The 15,881-nt window shown below is 62.1% G+C and carries 13 protein-coding genes and 1 pseudogene; 9 read left to right on the forward strand and 5 right to left on the reverse strand.

Annotation, left to right across the window (positions count from 1 at the left end):
• Positions 1-67: 67 nt before the first annotated feature.
• Entirely contained in the window at positions 68-727 is a 660-nt protein-coding gene (gene elbB, locus IAE39_RS08240; protein ID WP_201201121.1) for an isoprenoid biosynthesis glyoxalase ElbB, read from the reverse strand.
• A 112-nt stretch (positions 728-839) separates the two neighbouring features.
• On the opposite strand from elbB, the pseudogene IAE39_RS29625 reads away from it, so the two are divergent.
• A pseudogene (locus IAE39_RS29625) lies at positions 840-1,466 on the forward strand (sterol desaturase family protein); the annotation flags it as partial.
• Between the two features lie 501 nt (positions 1,467-1,967).
• On the opposite strand, the gene IAE39_RS08250 reads toward IAE39_RS29625, so the two are convergent.
• Positions 1,968-2,612: a DedA family protein gene (locus IAE39_RS08250; RefSeq protein ID WP_201201123.1), complete on the reverse strand. Its 645-nt coding sequence runs from the start codon at positions 2,610-2,612 to the stop codon at positions 1,968-1,970.
• Positions 2,613-2,825: 213 nt separating this feature from the next.
• Between IAE39_RS08250 and ppk1 the strand changes: the two genes are divergently transcribed.
• Complete coding sequence (ppk1, locus tag IAE39_RS08255) at positions 2,826-5,084, forward strand: polyphosphate kinase 1 (protein WP_201201131.1); 2,259 nt, start codon at positions 2,826-2,828, stop codon at positions 5,082-5,084.
• Here the strand turns inward: ppk1 and ppx are convergent.
• Positions 5,071-6,573 carry an exopolyphosphatase gene (ppx, locus tag IAE39_RS08260; RefSeq protein ID WP_201201133.1) on the reverse strand — a complete coding sequence of 501 codons (1,503 nt, stop codon included), beginning with the start codon at positions 6,571-6,573 and terminating at the stop codon, positions 5,071-5,073. The two genes, ppk1 and ppx, sit on opposite strands and share 14 nt — an antisense overlap.
• A gap of 244 nt (positions 6,574-6,817) precedes the next feature.
• Here ppx and trxA point away from each other — a divergent pair, with 244 nt between their 5' ends.
• The 5 genes from trxA to IAE39_RS08285 all read left to right on the forward strand — a co-directional run bounded on the left by trxA (position 6,818) and on the right by IAE39_RS08285 (position 12,303).
• Positions 6,818-7,147: a thioredoxin TrxA gene (trxA, locus tag IAE39_RS08265; RefSeq protein WP_201201135.1), complete on the forward strand. Its 330-nt coding sequence runs from the start codon at positions 6,818-6,820 to the stop codon at positions 7,145-7,147.
• Between the two features lie 326 nt (positions 7,148-7,473).
• On the forward strand, positions 7,474-8,733 hold the full coding sequence (gene rho, locus IAE39_RS08270; RefSeq protein WP_003253661.1) for a transcription termination factor Rho: 1,260 nt from the start codon (positions 7,474-7,476) through the stop codon (positions 8,731-8,733).
• Positions 8,734-8,937: 204 nt separating this feature from the next.
• The gene (gene ubiD / locus IAE39_RS08275) at positions 8,938-10,404 is read left to right on the forward strand and encodes a 4-hydroxy-3-polyprenylbenzoate decarboxylase (protein ID WP_201201137.1); all 1,467 of its coding nucleotides are present in this window, start codon (positions 8,938-8,940) and stop codon (positions 10,402-10,404) included.
• Complete coding sequence (locus IAE39_RS08280) at positions 10,404-11,372, forward strand: CDP-6-deoxy-delta-3,4-glucoseen reductase (RefSeq protein ID WP_201201139.1); 969 nt, start codon at positions 10,404-10,406, stop codon at positions 11,370-11,372. Before ubiD ends, IAE39_RS08280 begins: the two co-directional genes overlap by 1 nt.
• A gap of 280 nt (positions 11,373-11,652) precedes the next feature.
• Positions 11,653-12,303, forward strand: a complete 651-nt coding sequence (locus tag IAE39_RS08285) for a gamma-glutamylcyclotransferase (RefSeq protein WP_201201141.1) — start codon at positions 11,653-11,655, stop codon at positions 12,301-12,303.
• A gap of 133 nt (positions 12,304-12,436) precedes the next feature.
• Here the strand turns inward: IAE39_RS08285 and IAE39_RS08290 are convergent, their stop codons facing one another.
• A complete protein-coding gene (locus tag IAE39_RS08290; RefSeq protein WP_201201143.1) occupies positions 12,437-13,414 on the reverse strand; it encodes an NADPH:quinone oxidoreductase family protein in 978 nt (325 codons plus the stop codon).
• 168 nt (positions 13,415-13,582) lie between these two features.
• On the opposite strand from IAE39_RS08290, the gene IAE39_RS08295 reads away from it, so the two are divergent.
• Positions 13,583-13,987 (forward strand): flagellar basal body-associated protein FliL, encoded by a 405-nt coding sequence (locus IAE39_RS08295; protein WP_201201145.1) that lies wholly within the window; start codon positions 13,583-13,585, stop codon positions 13,985-13,987.
• Positions 13,988-14,100: 113 nt separating this feature from the next.
• Complete coding sequence (locus IAE39_RS08300; RefSeq protein ID WP_236548472.1) at positions 14,101-14,586, forward strand: type II toxin-antitoxin system PemK/MazF family toxin; 486 nt, start codon at positions 14,101-14,103, stop codon at positions 14,584-14,586.
• 182 nt (positions 14,587-14,768) lie between these two features.
• Here IAE39_RS08300 and IAE39_RS08305 read toward each other — a convergent pair whose 3' ends face one another.
• Positions 14,769-15,881, reverse strand: coding sequence for an ABC transporter permease (locus tag IAE39_RS08305; RefSeq protein ID WP_201201147.1), 1,113 nt, complete (start codon positions 15,879-15,881; stop codon positions 14,769-14,771).

Genomic DNA, 15,881 nt, shown 5'->3' on the forward strand with positions numbered 1-15,881 from the left:
CCCCCCCCCCCCCCCCCCCCCCCCCCCCCCCCCCCCCCGCTCCTACACAGGACGTGCATGCAGCTACCTATTCGTGGGTCAGCTCCAGCACCCGGTCCACCAGCTTGTAGATGCCACCAGCCGCCTCGCTGATCGACTTGGCCTCCATGTAAGCCGGGGTAGTCACCAGCTTGCGTTGGGTATCTTCGACAATGTCGTGCACGTCGCATTCTTCATGGGTGCCGCCCATCTTCACCACTGCCGCCGCAGTGCCAGCGTCGCTACCAATGGTGCAGACCACCCCCGGCCCGTAGATCTTCGCCGCCAGTGCCGGCGAAATGCAGATCAGGCCAACCGGCTTGCAGGCATCGGCAAAGGCTTCGGCCAAGGCCAGTACGTCCGGGTTGACGCTGCAGTTGGCGCCTTCCACGGCAAAGTTGGACAGGTTCTTCGCCGCCCCAAAGCCACCCGGCACGATCAGCGCATCGAAGTCTTCGGCCTTGGCCTCGCGGATGTCCTTGACCTCGCCGCGGGCAATGCGCGCCGATTCCACCAGCACATTGCGCGACTCGGGCATTTCTTCGCCAGTCAGGTGGTTGATCACATGCATCTGCGCAATGTTCGGCGCAAAGCACTGCACCTGCGCACCGCGCTGGTCGAGGCGCAGCAGGGTGATCACGCTTTCGTGGATTTCGGCGCCGTCATACACGCCACAGCCGGAAAGAATCACCGCTACTTTTTTTGTCATGCTCGTTACTCCAGTGTCGAGGCGCTAAATGTCCTCTAGTTTGGCAGATGTCGCCATAGGGTTTCCCGCAGGCGCGGCCTAATCTTGTTGGATACCGCCTGAGGTCATGCTCATGGACCTGATATTGCTGGCCGTGCCGTTCTTCTTCGTGCTGATTGCCGTCGAGCTGGTGGCCGACCGCGTGCGTGGCCAGCGCAACTTCACCCTGGCCGACTCGATCAACAGCCTGAGTACCGGCGCGCTGTCGACCAGTACCGGGTTGCTGACCAAAGGGGTAGGGCTGATTACCTACGCGCTGGCCTTCGAGCACGTGGCGCTGCTGCGGTTGCCGGCACACGCCTGGTGGGTGTGGCTGGCGGCCTTTGTCTTGTACGACTTCTGCTACTACTGGCTGCACCGCCTGGGCCATGAGCGCAATGTGCTGTGGGCGGCGCACTCGGTGCATCATCAGAGCGAGGAATACAACCTCACTACCGCATTGCGCCAGACCAGCAGCGGTTTCATCTTCTCGTGGATCTTCTATCTGCCGCTGGCAGTGCTGGGCGTGCCGCCGCTGGTGTTCATTACCGTGGCCTCGCTCAACCTGCTGTACCAGTTCTGGGTGCATACCCGGCACATCCCCAAGCTCGGCTGGCTTGAGTGGGTGCTGATCACGCCATCCAACCATCGCGTCCACCATGCGCAAAACCCTGCTTACTTGGATCGCAACTACGGCGGTGTGTTCATTCTCTGGGACCGCCTGTTCGGCACCTTCAAGGAAGAAGACCCGGCTGAACCGGTGGTGTTCGGGGTCACCACGCCGCTGGCCAGCTGGAACCCGCTGTGGGCCAACCTGCAGTTTTATGCCCAGCTCTGGCACGACGCCCGACGCACTGCCAACCTGTGGGACAAGCTGCGCATCTGGTTCATGCCTACCGGCTGGCGCCCGGATGACGTGGCCGCACGCTACCCGCAGGCTAAACAGGACCTGGCGCTGTTCCGCAAGTTCGAGGTTACCCTGGGCCGCGCGCAACAAGCCTATGTGGCGGCGCAGTTCGTGGTTTACGTGGCGTTGGGCAGTTACCTGATGGACGTGGCCGAGCGGGTGCCCGGCGCCGCGCTGGTGCTCGGCTGGTCGCTGATGGCGTTTGGCTTGTTCGTGCTGGGCGCGTTGCTGGAGAACCGGCGCTGGGCAGTACGGCTGGAGTTGACGCGGCTGTTGCTGAACGCGCCGGCGCTGTACCTGGCCGGCGCCTTGGGCTTAGCGGTGGTCACGCCGCTGGGGTGGTTGCTGCTCGTGGCTTACAGCCTGCTCAGCCTCATCGGCCTGGGCCTGGTTTGCCGCCTTGCGCTCCGCGCGCAGGGTGCGAAAGCGCCGGCGCAGCCACAGTAGGGCGCCCAGCGCCAACAGGCCGCCGAGCACCCAAAGCTCGTAGCGCTTCACGTTGCCCAGCAGGCCTTCGAGGATGGCGCCGAAGTGATAGGCAGCCGCACCCAGGGCAATGGCCCAGATCGCCGCCCCAATGCCGTTCAGCAGCAGGTAACGGCGCGGGGGGTAGCCCGACAGGCCAATCGCCACCGGCATGACCGTACGCAGGCCATAGACAAAGCGGAAACTCAGCACCCAGATGTCGGGGTGGCGGCGGATGTGGTCCAGCGCCCGGTCACCCATGGCCTGCCAGCGCGGTTTGCGCGCCAGAATCCTGCGCCCATGGCGACGGCCCATGAAGTACCACAGCTGGTCGCCGGCATAGCTGCCGAAGAACGCCACCAGGCACACCAGCTTGATGTCCATGTAACCGCGGAACGCAAGAAACCCCGCAAGCACCAGAATGGTCTCGCCTTCAAAGAAGGTGCCTAGAAAAAGGGCGAAGTAGCCGAAATCCTGCAGGAATTGTTGAAGCATTTTCTGAGGTGCTGGCGAAATGAACGCGCAGCCTACCCCTTCGCGCGCGTTCGTGAAAGTGTCCAAATGTGTCTCGACGTGAACAATTCCTACGCGGACAATGCGAAGGGCCACATCCTGCGGCTTGCCCTGGTGTGTAACACAGGCGTCATAATGGGCGCTTATCTTGCCGCTCAATTGATGATAGGGCATTAACGTCCTCAGGAACGCCAGATGAATAATGAAGTGCTCACCCCTGTCGCGATCAAGGAGGCTCAAGAGCTTCCCGAAGAGATGGTGCAAACCCCGCCAGACTTGCCGACGCCAACGCCGGAAGCTGCCCCCGAGCCTGTAGCGGAGGAGGCGGCCGAACCCGTGGCTCCGGCCCCGGCACCCGCCCCGGTCATGAACGTGCCCGGTCTCGACGACAGCAGCCTGTACATTCATCGCGAGCTTTCGCAGTTGCAGTTCAACATTCGCGTGCTGGAGCAGGCGCTGGACGAGAACTACCCGCTGCTCGAGCGCCTGAAGTTTCTGCTGATCTTCTCCAGCAACCTCGACGAGTTCTTTGAAATCCGTGTCGCGGGCCTGAAGAAGCAGATCAATTTTGCCCGCGAACAGGCCGGTGCCGATGGCCTGCAGCCGCACCAGGCGCTGGCGCGCATCAGCGAGCTGGTGCACTTTGAGGTTGAGCGCCAGTACGCGATCCTCAACGACGTCTTGCTGCCAGAGCTGGAAAAGCACCAGATCCGCTTTATTCGCCGCCGTTACTGGACACCCAAGCTCAAGACCTGGGTACGCCGTTATTTCCGCGACGAAATCGCCCCGATCATCACCCCGATCGGCCTCGACCCGACGCACCCGTTCCCGTTGCTGGTGAACAAGAGCCTGAACTTCATCGTCGAGCTTGAAGGTGTCGACGCCTTCGGTCGGGATTCGGGCCTGGCGATCATCCCGGCCCCGCGCCTGCTGCCACGGGTGATTCGCGTGCCGGAAGAGGTAGGTGGCCCGGGTGCCAACTACGTGTTCCTGTCTTCGATGATCCACGCGCACGCCGACGACCTGTTCCAGGGCATGAAGGTGAAGGGCTGCTACCAGTTCCGCCTGACCCGTAACGCCGACCTGGCGCTGGATTCCGAAGAGGTCGACGACCTGGCCCGCGCCCTGCGTGGCGAGCTGTTCTCGCGCCGTTACGGCGATGCCGTGCGCCTGGAAGTGGCCGACACCTGCCCGAAACACCTGTCGGACTACCTGCTCAAGCAGTTCAGCCTCAGCGAAAGCGAGCTTTACCAGGTCAATGGCCCGGTCAACCTCACCCGCCTGTTCAGCATCACCGGCCTGGACAGCCACCCCGAGCTGCAGTACACGCCGTTCACTCCGGCGATTCCCAAGCTGCTGCAGAACGCCGACAACATCTTCAGTGTGATCAGCAAGCAGGACATCCTGCTGATGCACCCGTTCGAGTCCTTCACCCCGGTGGTAGACCTGCTGCGCCAGGCCGCCAAGGACCCGCATGTACTCGCTGTGCGCCAGACCCTGTACCGTTCCGGGGCCAACTCGGAAATCGTCGACGCCCTGGTGGACGCGGCGCGTAACGGCAAGGAGGTCACCGCGGTGATCGAGCTGCGTGCGCGCTTCGACGAAGAATCCAACCTGCAAATGGCCAGCCGCCTGCAAGCGGCCGGTGCGGTGGTGATCTACGGCGTGGTCGGTTTCAAGACCCACGCCAAGATGATGCTGATCCTGCGCCGCGAACAGGGCGAAATCGTGCGTTATGCGCACCTGGGTACCGGCAACTACCACGCCGGCAACGCCCGCCTGTACACCGACTACAGCCTGCTGACCTCTGACGACGCCCTTACCGAGGACGTCGGCAAGCTGTTCAGCCAGCTGATCGGCATGGGCAAGACCCTGCGCATGAAGAAGCTGCTGCACGCGCCGTTCACCCTGAAAAAGGGCATGCTCGACATGATCGCGCGCGAAACCCAGTTTGCCCTCGAGGGCAAGCCGGCGCACATCATCGCCAAGTTCAACTCGCTGACCGATGCCAAGGTCATCAAGGCGCTGTACAAGGCCAGCCAGTCGGGCGTGAAGATCGATCTGGTGGTGCGCGGTATGTGCTGCCTGCGCCCAGGCATTCCGGGGGTTTCGCACAATATCCAGGTGCGCTCTATCATCGGCCGCTTCCTGGAGCACACGCGGGTGTTCTACTTCCTCAATGGCGGCGAAGAGCAAATCTACCTGTCCAGTGCCGACTGGATGGAGCGCAACCTCGACAAGCGCGTGGAGACCTGCTTCCCGGTAGAAGGCAAGAAGCTGTTGCTGCGGGTGAAGAAGGAGCTGGAAGGCTACCTGACCGACAACACCCACGCCTGGACCTTGCAGCCAGACGGGCGCTACGTGCGCAGCACCCCGACCGGCAACCAGAACCCGCGCAGTGCCCAGGCGACCCTGCTGGAGCGCCTGAGCAACCCGGTCCTCAACGTACGCTGAGGACGAAGCCGACCCGGGCCAGCCACTCCGCCTCGTTGGCGAAGTCGGCCTGGGTCAGCTGGTTCTGTTCCAGCCAGCCTTCAGGGAAGGCGATATCGAGGCTGTCATCGGCAGCCTTGAGTTCTACTTTCGGCATCTGCTGGTTGCCACGGATGTGGTGGAACAGGATGGCGAAGCGAAGCAGCACGCACAGGCGCAGCAGTTTCACGCCTTCTTCACCCAGCTCGGCGAACTTGTCCTTGGGGATGTTGCGGCGGTGGCCGCGCACCAGCAAGGCCATCATCTGCTGGTCCTCGCGGGAGAAGCCCGACAGGTCGGAGTGCTCGATCAGGTAGGCGCCGTGCTTGTGGTAGTGATAGTGGGCGATATCCAGGCCGATTTCGTGCACTTTCGCGGCCCAACCCAGCAGATCGCGCCAGTTCCCACCTTTAAGCTGCCAGGCGTCTGCGACCTGGTCGAAGGCATGCAAGGCCTTGCGCTCGACACGTGCTGCCTGGCCTTGGTCGACGTGGTAGCGCTCCATCAGCGAGTTCAGGGTGCGTTCGCGCACGTCCTCGTGGTGATGGCGGCCGAGCAGGTCGAACAGCACGCCTTCTCGCAGGGCGCCGTCGCAGTGGTCCATGCGCTGCAGTTCCAGGGCATCGAAGATGGCTTCGAGAATCGCCATGCCGGCCGGGAAGATGGTGCGGCGGTCTGGCTTGACCCCGTCGAAGTCGATCTTGTCGACTTCGCCCAGCTTGAACATCTTGCGTTTGACCCAGGCCAGGCCTTCGGCGTTGACCTCGCCGTTGCCCAGGCCGCCAGCCTTGATCGCAGCGCCAATGGCACGAATGGTACCGGACGAGCCGATGGCCTCGTCCCAGGTCAGGCGGTGCAGGGCGTTCTCGATGCTCATCAGCTCCAGGCGCGCGGCGGTATAGGCCTGTGCGTAGCGCGCCGGGGTTATCTTGCCGTCGCGGAAGTAGCGCTGGGTGAAGCTGACGCAGCCCATTTGCAGGCTCTCGCGCAGCAGCGGCTCGAAGCGCTGGCCGATGATGAACTCGGTACTGCCGCCGCCGATGTCGGCGACCAGGCGTTTGCCGGGGGTGTCGGCCAGGGTGTGGGAGACGCCCAGGTAAATCAGGCGCGCCTCTTCACGGCCGGAAATGACCTCCACCGGGTGGCCGAGGATGGCCTCGGCGCGCTGGATGAATTCGTTGCGGTTGCGCGCTTCGCGCAGGGCGTTGGTACCGACGATGCGCACGGCGCCTGATGGCATGCCGTTGATCAGTTGGGAAAAGCGCTTGAGGCAATCCAGGCCCCGTTCCATCGCCTCTTCACTGAGTTTGCGGTTTTCGTCGATGCCGGCGGCAAGCTGAACCTTCTCGCCGAGCCGCTCGAGAATGCGGATTTCGGTATGGTGGGCCTTGGCCACGACCATGTGAAAACTGTTGGAGCCAAGGTCGATGGCGGCGATCAGGGACAGGTTCTTCGCGATGGTATGCGGCATGATCTGGTTGTTCTCGGTCGTTAACCCGGCAATCGTGCCACGATAGCAGGCTGTCGCCAACGCGTGACACACCAGGCGTTGATGCAAGGCAATGTGCCATTCGATGCTATGACACTTGTGTGACAGTTTCGATTCGCGGCGTCTTGCACAACTATAGTTACACTCAATCGTCCGCGGCTTCCTGTCGGGCGTGGGTGCGGCTATCATGGGCCACGTTTTTTTGCTTACGACCCTGGAGATTTCCATGAGCAGCGATCTGATCAAACACGTCACCGACGCTACCTTCGAAGCCGAAGTCCTGAAGGCCGAAGGCGCGGTACTGGTCGACTACTGGGCTGAATGGTGCGGTCCATGCAAGATGATCGCTCCGGTACTGGACGACATCGCCTCCACCTACGAGGGCAAACTGACCGTCGCCAAGCTGAACATCGACGAAAACCAGGAAACCCCGGCCAAGCACGGCGTGCGTGGCATTCCGACCTTGATGCTGTTCAAGAACGGCAACGTCGAAGCCACCAAGGTTGGCGCACTGTCGAAATCGCAGCTGGCCGCGTTCCTCGACGCCCACCTGTAATGCGAAAAGCCCCGCAAACGCGGGGCTTTTTTTTGCCCGAAGGGCCTGTGGGAGCGGGTTTGCCCGCGAATTCGATGCCGAACCTGCTGCCGCCTTCGCGGGTAAACCCGCTCCCACAGGGTACAATTTACCCGGCCAAAACCACTAGACGTCGAAAAAAGCAAGTGTTACATTCGGCCTCGCACTGCTTTTCCAGTGCCCTCTACACGCCGTCGCCGAAGCATCCCTAATTCGAATCAGTACGCGATCCTGTCGCCATCTAGCGGCGCGGCTTCATTAAGCCAAAGCTTAATTCTCCCTTCTTACATGATTACGTCACTCCCCTTATGAACCTGACTGAACTCAAGCAAAAGCCGATTACCGATCTTTTGGAAATGGCCGAACAGATGGGCATCGAAAACATGGCCCGTTCGCGCAAACAGGACGTGATTTTCGCCCTGCTGAAAAAGCACGCGAAAAGCGGCGAAGAGATCTCCGGTGACGGCGTGCTGGAGATTCTCCAGGATGGTTTCGGTTTCCTGCGTTCCGCTGATGCGTCCTACCTGGCCGGCCCAGACGATATCTACGTCTCGCCTAGCCAGATCCGCCGTTTCAACCTGCGCACCGGCGACACCATCGTCGGCAAGATCCGCCCACCGAAGGAAGGGGAGCGTTACTTCGCGCTGCTGAAGGTTGACACCATCAACTTCGACCGCCCGGAAAACGCGAAGAACAAGATCCTGTTCGAAAACCTGACGCCGCTGTTCCCGAACAAGCGCCTGAAGATGGAAGCCGGTAACGGCTCCACCGAGGACTTGACCGGTCGCGTCATCGACCTGTGCGCCCCGATCGGCAAAGGCCAGCGTGGCCTGATTGTTGCCCCGCCGAAAGCCGGTAAGACGATCATGCTGCAGAACATCGCGGCGAACATCACCCGTAACAACCCCGAGTGCCACCTGATCGTCCTGCTGATCGACGAGCGCCCGGAAGAAGTCACCGAAATGCAGCGCACCGTGCGCGGCGAAGTGGTTGCCTCTACCTTCGACGAACCGCCAACCCGCCACGTGCAGGTTGCCGAAATGGTGATCGAGAAGGCCAAGCGCCTGGTCGAGCACAAGAAGGACGTGGTTATCCTGCTGGACTCCATCACCCGTCTCGCGCGTGCCTACAACACCGTGATCCCGAGCTCCGGAAAGGTGCTGACCGGTGGTGTCGACGCCCACGCCCTGGAGAAGCCGAAGCGCTTCTTCGGTGCTGCGCGTAACATCGAGGAAGGCGGTTCGTTGACCATCATCGCCACCGCGCTGGTCGAAACCGGCTCGAAGATGGACGAAGTGATCTACGAAGAGTTCAAGGGTACCGGCAACATGGAGCTGCCGCTGGACCGCCGCATCGCTGAAAAGCGCGTGTTCCCGGCCATCAACATCAACCGCTCCGGCACCCGCCGCGAAGAGCTGCTGACCGCCGACGACGAACTGCAGCGCATGTGGATCCTGCGCAAGCTGCTGCACCCGATGGACGAAATCGCCGCCATCGAGTTCCTGGTCGACAAGCTCAAGCAGACCAAGACCAACGACGAGTTCTTCCTGTCGATGAAGCGCAAATAAGCGTTTCAAACCGGGATTGATTGGGGCTGCTTCGCAGCCCATCGCGACGCAAGGCCGCTCCTACAGGATTACGCATTCCCTGTAGGAGCGGCCTTGCGTCGCGATGGGGCGCGAAGCGGCCCCAATGCATTTTTGCCCCCAAACAAAGCCCGAACGGCGCTACACTCTGCACCCCGACCGATACGGCCAACACGAGGCTCCTGCATGCAGTATCGCGACTTGCGCGACTTCATCCGTGGCCTGGAACAGCGCGGCGAGCTCAAGCGCATCCAGGTTCCGATCTCTCCCGTCCTGGAAATGACCGAGGTGTGCGACCGCACCCTGCGTGCCAAGGGCCCGGCGTTGCTGTTCGAAAAGCCCACCGGCTTCGACATCCCGGTGCTCGGCAACCTGTTCGGCACGCCGGAACGCGTGGCCATGGGCATGGGCGCGGAGTCGGTCGATGAACTGCGCGAAATCGGCAAGCTGCTGGCCTTTCTCAAGGAGCCTGAGCCACCGAAGGGCCTGAAGGACGCCTGGTCCAAGCTGCCGATCTTCAAGAAAGTCGTGTCGATGGCGCCGAAAGTGGTCAAGGACGCGGTGTGCCAGGAAGTGGTGGTCGAGGGTGATGACGTCGACCTCGGCGCGCTGCCGATCCAGCATTGCTGGCCCGGCGACGTGGCGCCGTTGATCACCTGGGGCCTGACCGTGACCCGCGGCCCGAACAAGGATCGCCAGAACCTGGGCATCTACCGTCAACAGGTGATCGGCCGCAACAAGGTCATCATGCGTTGGCTCAGCCACCGTGGCGGCGCCCTCGATTACCGCGAATGGTGCGAGAAAAACCCCGGCCAGCCGTTCCCGGTCGCCGTGGCCCTGGGCGCCGACCCGGCAACCATCCTCGGTGCCGTGACCCCGGTGCCGGACACCCTCTCCGAATACGCCTTTGCCGGCTTGCTGCGTGGCAACCGCACCGAGCTGGTCAAGTGCCGTGGCAACAACCTGCAGGTGCCGGCCACGGCCGAAATCATTCTGGAAGGTGTGATCCACCCGGGCGAAATGGCCCCGGAAGGCCCGTATGGTGACCACACCGGCTACTACAACGAGGTGGACAGCTTCCCGGTGTTCACCGTCGAGCGCATCACCCACCGGCAAAAACCGATCTACCACAGCACCTACACCGGCCGCCCGCCTGATGAGCCGGCCATTCTCGGGGTAGCGCTGAACGAAGTGTTCGTGCCGATCCTGCAGAAGCAGTTCCCGGAAATCACCGACTTCTACCTGCCGCCGGAAGGCTGTTCGTACCGCATGGCGGTGGTAACCATGAAAAAGCAGTACCCGGGCCATGCCAAGCGCGTGATGCTGGGTGTGTGGTCGTTCCTGCGACAGTTCATGTACACCAAGTTCGTTATTGTCACCGATGACGATATCAACGCCCGTGACTGGAACGATGTGATCTGGGCCATTACCACACGCATGGACCCCAAGCGTGATACGGTGATGATCGACAACACCCCGATTGACTACCTCGACTTTGCGTCGCCGGTATCGGGGCTGGGGTCGAAGATGGGCCTGGATGCCACGCACAAGTGGCCGGGCGAGACTACACGCGAATGGGGACGGGTCATCGTCAAGGACGAAGCCGTCACCCGCCGTATCGATGAGCTGTGGGATCAGTTGGGAATAGATTGATGCAGGTAACGTTGCAGCCGTCCGGGGCGGTGCTGGCGCTCGAACCCGGGGAACGGATCCTGGATGGAGCGCGGCGGCTGGGCTATGACTGCCCAAACAGCTGCCGCAATGGCAATTGCCATGTCTGCGCCGCGTTGTTGGTCGAAGGCCGGGTACGCCAGGACGGCGAAGTCCGCGACCATGGCGAGTTGTTTACCTGCATTGCCGAACCGCTGGAGGACTGCGTGTTGCTCTGGGACGGTGTGCTCGCCCTGGGCGAGCTGCCAGTACGCAAGCTGGCGTGCAGCGTCAGTGAGTGCGTCGACGTCGGTGGCGACGTGTGGCGGGTGCGTTTGCGCGCGCCAGCCGGCAAGCCGCTGCGTTACCACGCCGGGCAATACCTGATGATTGAGCGTGAAGGCGGCAAGCAGGCGGCCTTTTCGCTGGCTTCCGCGCCGCATGCCGGGCGCGAGCTGGAGCTGCATGTGCTGGCGCGTGAGCCCAGTGCTGTGCAGCTGATAGACCAGCTGAAGCGCGACGGCCTGGCGCGCATCGAAATGCCGTTTGGCGACACCCACCTGGCCGAGCTGCCCGATGGGCCGCTGGTATTGATTGCCGCCGGCACCGGCATGGGCCAGATGCACAGCCTGGTCGAGCATTGCCGGGCCAAGGGCTTCAAGCACCCGGTACACCTGTACTGGGGCGTGCGCCGGCCCGAGGACTTCTACCAGATTGAGCACTGGGACGAATGGCAGCGCCTGCCCAACCTGTTCCTGCACCAGGTGGTCAGTGACCTGTGCGGGTGGGAAGGCCGCTGCGGCATGCTGCATGAAGCCGTTTGCGAAGACATTGCCGACCTCAATACGGTGCATGTGTATGCCAGTGGCTCGCCAAACATGGTCTACGCCACCCTCGACGCCCTGGTCGAAGCCGGCATGGATGCGCACCGCATGCGTGCCGATGTATTCGCCTACGCACCGCGCGGCTAATAACCGAAGTTTGCAAGTGTGGGTATAAGGCGGTAATTGTTACCGCCTTGGCCAGTAACTTTCACGCGCTGCGAAATAATAATTCCCAATCGTCGGAATGCCCGATGAAAATTTCGACATATACTTGAGCTAACGCACCGGTCTGCCTTAATTTACCTGTCATGACACCCCTTGTAGGAGCGGGCTTGCCCGCGAAAGGGCCAGTGCAGGCAGCCCAGTGCGTCTGCCTTGAGCGATTTGCGCTACGTGTGTAGTACACAGGGAATTATGGCGGCAGCTTATGTCGACACTTGAAAGTTCGTCCTGGAAAGTTACTTACCCCCCTTCGCTCGACTTCGGTCAGCAACTGACCCGCGAGCAACTGTACAACTCCATGCAGATGACCATGTCACAGCATCAGGGTGGCCCGGTGTGGTTGTTTGCCTATGGTTCGTTGATCTGGCGCCCGGAATGTAATTCGGTAGAACGCCAGCGCGCGCGGGTACATGGTTATCACCGTGGTTTGTACTTGTGGTCACACGAACATCGCGGCACCCCGGAAACCCCCGGCCTGGTGTTTGGCCTGGACCGGGGTGGCTCCTGCAGCGGTTTTGCCTACCGGCTGGATGAAAGCAACCTGGACGACTCGCTGATGGCCCTGTGGCAACGCGAGATGCCGTACCCGGCTTACAGGCCGCACTGGCTCAATTGCCGGTTGGTCGATGGTAGCAAGGTGCAGGCCCTGGGCTTTGTGCTGGAGCGGCATTTGCCGTGCTATGCCGGCAACCTGCCGGACACCTTGCTCAGCCAGATTCTGGCCAGTGCCAAGGGTCGCTATGGCAGCACGCGCGACTATGTCGAGCAGACTTTGAATGCCTTGCGCAGTCACCAGATGCCCGATCGCAACCTCGAAGCGCGGTTCCGCCGTTGCCATAACCTGCGCGAGGTGTGAATAACCTGTTCCGGCCTCTTCGCGGGTAAACCCGCTCCTACACAGGTACAGCGCACCCTTGTGGGCGATGCGATCCCTGTAGGAGCGGGTTTACCCGCGAAGAGGCCAGCACTGCCTATAAAGATCTGAAACCTTACCTGGCCAGCACCACCAACTTACCCACAGCCTGCCGCTGCCCCAGCTTTTCGATGGCAGCCCCAGCCTCGCCCAGTGGATATGTCTGCGACACCAGCGGCTTCAACTTGCCCTCGGCATGCCAGGCAAACAGCTGCCTGAAGTTGGCCGCATTGTCCTCCGGCTGACGCTGGGCAAACGCCCCCCAGAACACCCCCAGCACCGCGGCGCCCTTGAGCAACACCAGGTTGGCTGCCAGCTGTGGAATGCTGCCACTGGCAAACCCCACCACCAGCAATCGACCGTTCCAGGCCAGCCCGCGCACAGCTTGCTCGAACAGCTCGCCACCGACCGGGTCGTAGATCACGTCCACGCCCTGGCCGCCGGTCAGGCGCTTGATCTCTTCGCGCAAGCTGGCCTGGCTGTAGTCGATCAGCTCATCCGCCCCGGCCGCTTTGGCCACGGCCAGTTTCTCGGCACTGCTGGCGGCGGCAATCACCCGCGCGCCCATGGCCTTGCCGATCTCCACTGCCGCCAGGCCGACCCCGCCGGACGCACCCAATACCAGCAGCGTTTCGCCTGCTTGCAGCTGGCCACGCTGGCGCAGCGCATGCATCGAGGTGCCGTAAGTCATGCCGAACGCCGCAGCGGTGGTGAAATCCATGCTCGCCGGAATGGGCAGCACGTTGTAGAACGGCACCGCCACCTGCTCGGCAAAGGCGCCCCAGCCGGTAAGCGCCATGACCCGGTCGCCGACCTTGAAGGCACCGGCCTTTTCGCCCACCGCAGCCACCACCCCTGCCGCTTCGCCACCGGGAGAGAACGGCAGCGGTGGCTGGAACTGGTACTTGCCTTCAATGATCAGGGTGTCGGGGAAATTGACCCCGGCGGCCTGCACGTCCAGCAGGATCTCGTTTTTCTTCGGCAGCGGGCTGGCCACGTCTTCCAGCACCAGGTTGCGCGCCGGGCCCAGGGTTTTGCACAACACAGCTTTCATCGGGGCTATTCCTTTGCGGGTAGTGGCCGATAAGTGTAGGAGGGCCGATTGGCGGGTCAACGAGCATGGCCCGCCCTGATGTGCAGGCATAAGTGGCAACCAAGCCCGGGCTTGGGTTTGAACGGCATGCTGGGTAAGCTGGCGCCAACTGTATTGAGGAGCGAATTCGTGAAAGCGTGGATCTTGATGGTACTGGCGCTGTTGCTGCCGGCTGCGGCCATGGCTGAGGAAGCCAAGGAAGGGGCGCCCAAGGTTGCCTATATCAGCCTGAGCCCGCCCTTTGTCGGCAACTACGCCCTCGACGGCGGCCCGCGGCTGCGCGTGTACAAGGCCGACGTGGCCCTGCGCGTAACCGGCGACGAAGCAGCCAAGGCGGTGCAGCACCACGAACCGCTGATCCGCAACCAGCTGGTGGCACTGTTCACCCAGCAGACGGCGGACAGCATGAGCAACGTAGAGGCCAAGGAGCATCTGCGCCAAGAGGCCCTGAAGCAGGTGCAGCAGGTGCTGGAGGCGGAAGAGGGCAAGCCGATCGTTGAGGACTTGCTGTTCAACAACCTGATCGTGCAGTGACCCGAAACCGTGTGAGGTCCCTCGCGGGTGAGCAGGACATAAGTCAGGCTCACCCCAGTTGTAGGACCTTTCTATCTTTCCTGTAAGCCCGCCAGTTTTCAGTTTCTGGGGCCATGGCCGAGCTAAATTGTGCCTGGTCTTCAGTTGCTCGAGAGCATTTGGCAATGCCTTTGAAGTATCAGCCGAAAGAGGCGACTGTACTGATGTGCGACTTTTCAGGCTTTCAAGTGCCTGAGATGATCAAAGTGCGTCCCGTCGTCGTAATTCGCAAGCACAGTCAAAATCGTCAGTTGGTCACGATAATCCCGTTAAGCACCACCGCACCTGATCACATGGCAAGGCATCACGTTGCGCTGCCAAGCTATCTACCTGGCCCGGCGCTGACCTGCTGGGCCAAGTGCGACATGATCTACACGGTTGCTACCTCCAGGCTGGACAGATGCCGGGTCAGATCGCGACAGGGTGGTGGTCGGGAATACATGACCTTTACGATGCAGCCAGAGCATTTCGCCGCCGTGAGGGCTGCTGTTGGCGTTACGCTAGGCTTCACACATCCGGCAACAGTGCAGCCTGTTGTCAGCGTTGAGCCCGATACGTGATAATCAGCCTGTTCCCGTAAGGGGCTTGCAAGACTCTGCGGATCCTGGCTCAACCAGCAATTACAGAGCCGGGCAGGTATATGGCGATTACAAGCTGACCTGTCTGTGAGTAGGGCGCCGAAAGGCGCCCTTTGTTTTTTTACCAGATTTCAAATTGGCCTGCGGCAGCATCTCGCACGTCGTCAGGACGCCAGGCTACGGCGAAACCGCGCCAGCGCCACACTGAAGAACACCAGGCCGATCGCCGCCAGCGCCAGGATATCCGGCCATACCACCGTCCACCCGGCGTCGCGGAACAGGATGGCTGCCCCCAGGCTGACGAAGTGCGTCGAGGGCGACCCCTGCATCACCCACTGCAGCCACTGCGGCATGCTGTCCAGCGGCGTACTGCCGCCCGACAGCAACAGCATCGGGATGATCACCGGGATCGCCAGCAGGCCGAACTGTGGCGTCGAGCGTGCCAGGGTGGCGAGGAAGATACCCAGCGCGGTGCTGGCGAACAGGTAAAGCGCGGTCACTGCCAGGAATAGCCCCATCGAGCCCGACAGCGGTACCCCCAGGGCACCCTTGACCACGACTATCAGCGAAATCCAGGTGCAGATCACCACCACCAGGGCGTTGCTGCCGATTTTCGCCAGCATGATTTCCAGCGCGGTCAGCGGCAGCACCAGCAGGTGGTCGAGGGTGCCGTGCTCACGCTCGCGCAGCAGCGCGGTGCCGGTGAGGATGATCGCCAGGATGGTGATGTTGTTGACGATCTGGATCACCGCCAGGAACCAGCCACCCTCCAGGTTGGGGTTGAACAGCGCCTTGGGGTTGAGCCGCACCGGGCTTTGCGCGTCGCTGCGCTGGCTGTAGTCGAGCAACTCGCGTTCGAAGATGCGACCGATGTAGCCGGCGCCCATGAACGCCTGGCTCATGGCAGTGGCATCGACATTGATCTGCAGCTCTGGCGAGCGCCCGGCCAGCAGGTCGCTCTGGAAGTTCACCGGTACGTTGATGACGAAGGTGTACTGGCCGCTGTCCATGGCCTGGTCCAGGTACTCTGGGCCCAGCGGCACGGCGGGCTGGAACTCGGGTGGTTGCAGGGCTTCGCCGAGCTTGCGCGAGAGCAGGCTGTGGTCTTCGTCCACCACCGCGACGCTGGCGTTGTGCACGCCGATCACAGAGCCTGCGGCCGGCATGTAGATGGCCACGCTGAAGGCGTACAGCAAAAACAGCAGCAGCACGCTGTCATGGCGCAGGCTGGTCAGCTCTTTCAGGCCCAGGCGCAGGGTGTGGTTCAGGCGCGACAT

The sequence above is a fragment of the Pseudomonas sp. S37 genome (assembly GCF_016658545.1).
In the GTDB taxonomy this organism is placed as follows: Bacteria; Pseudomonadota; Gammaproteobacteria; order Pseudomonadales; family Pseudomonadaceae; genus Aquipseudomonas.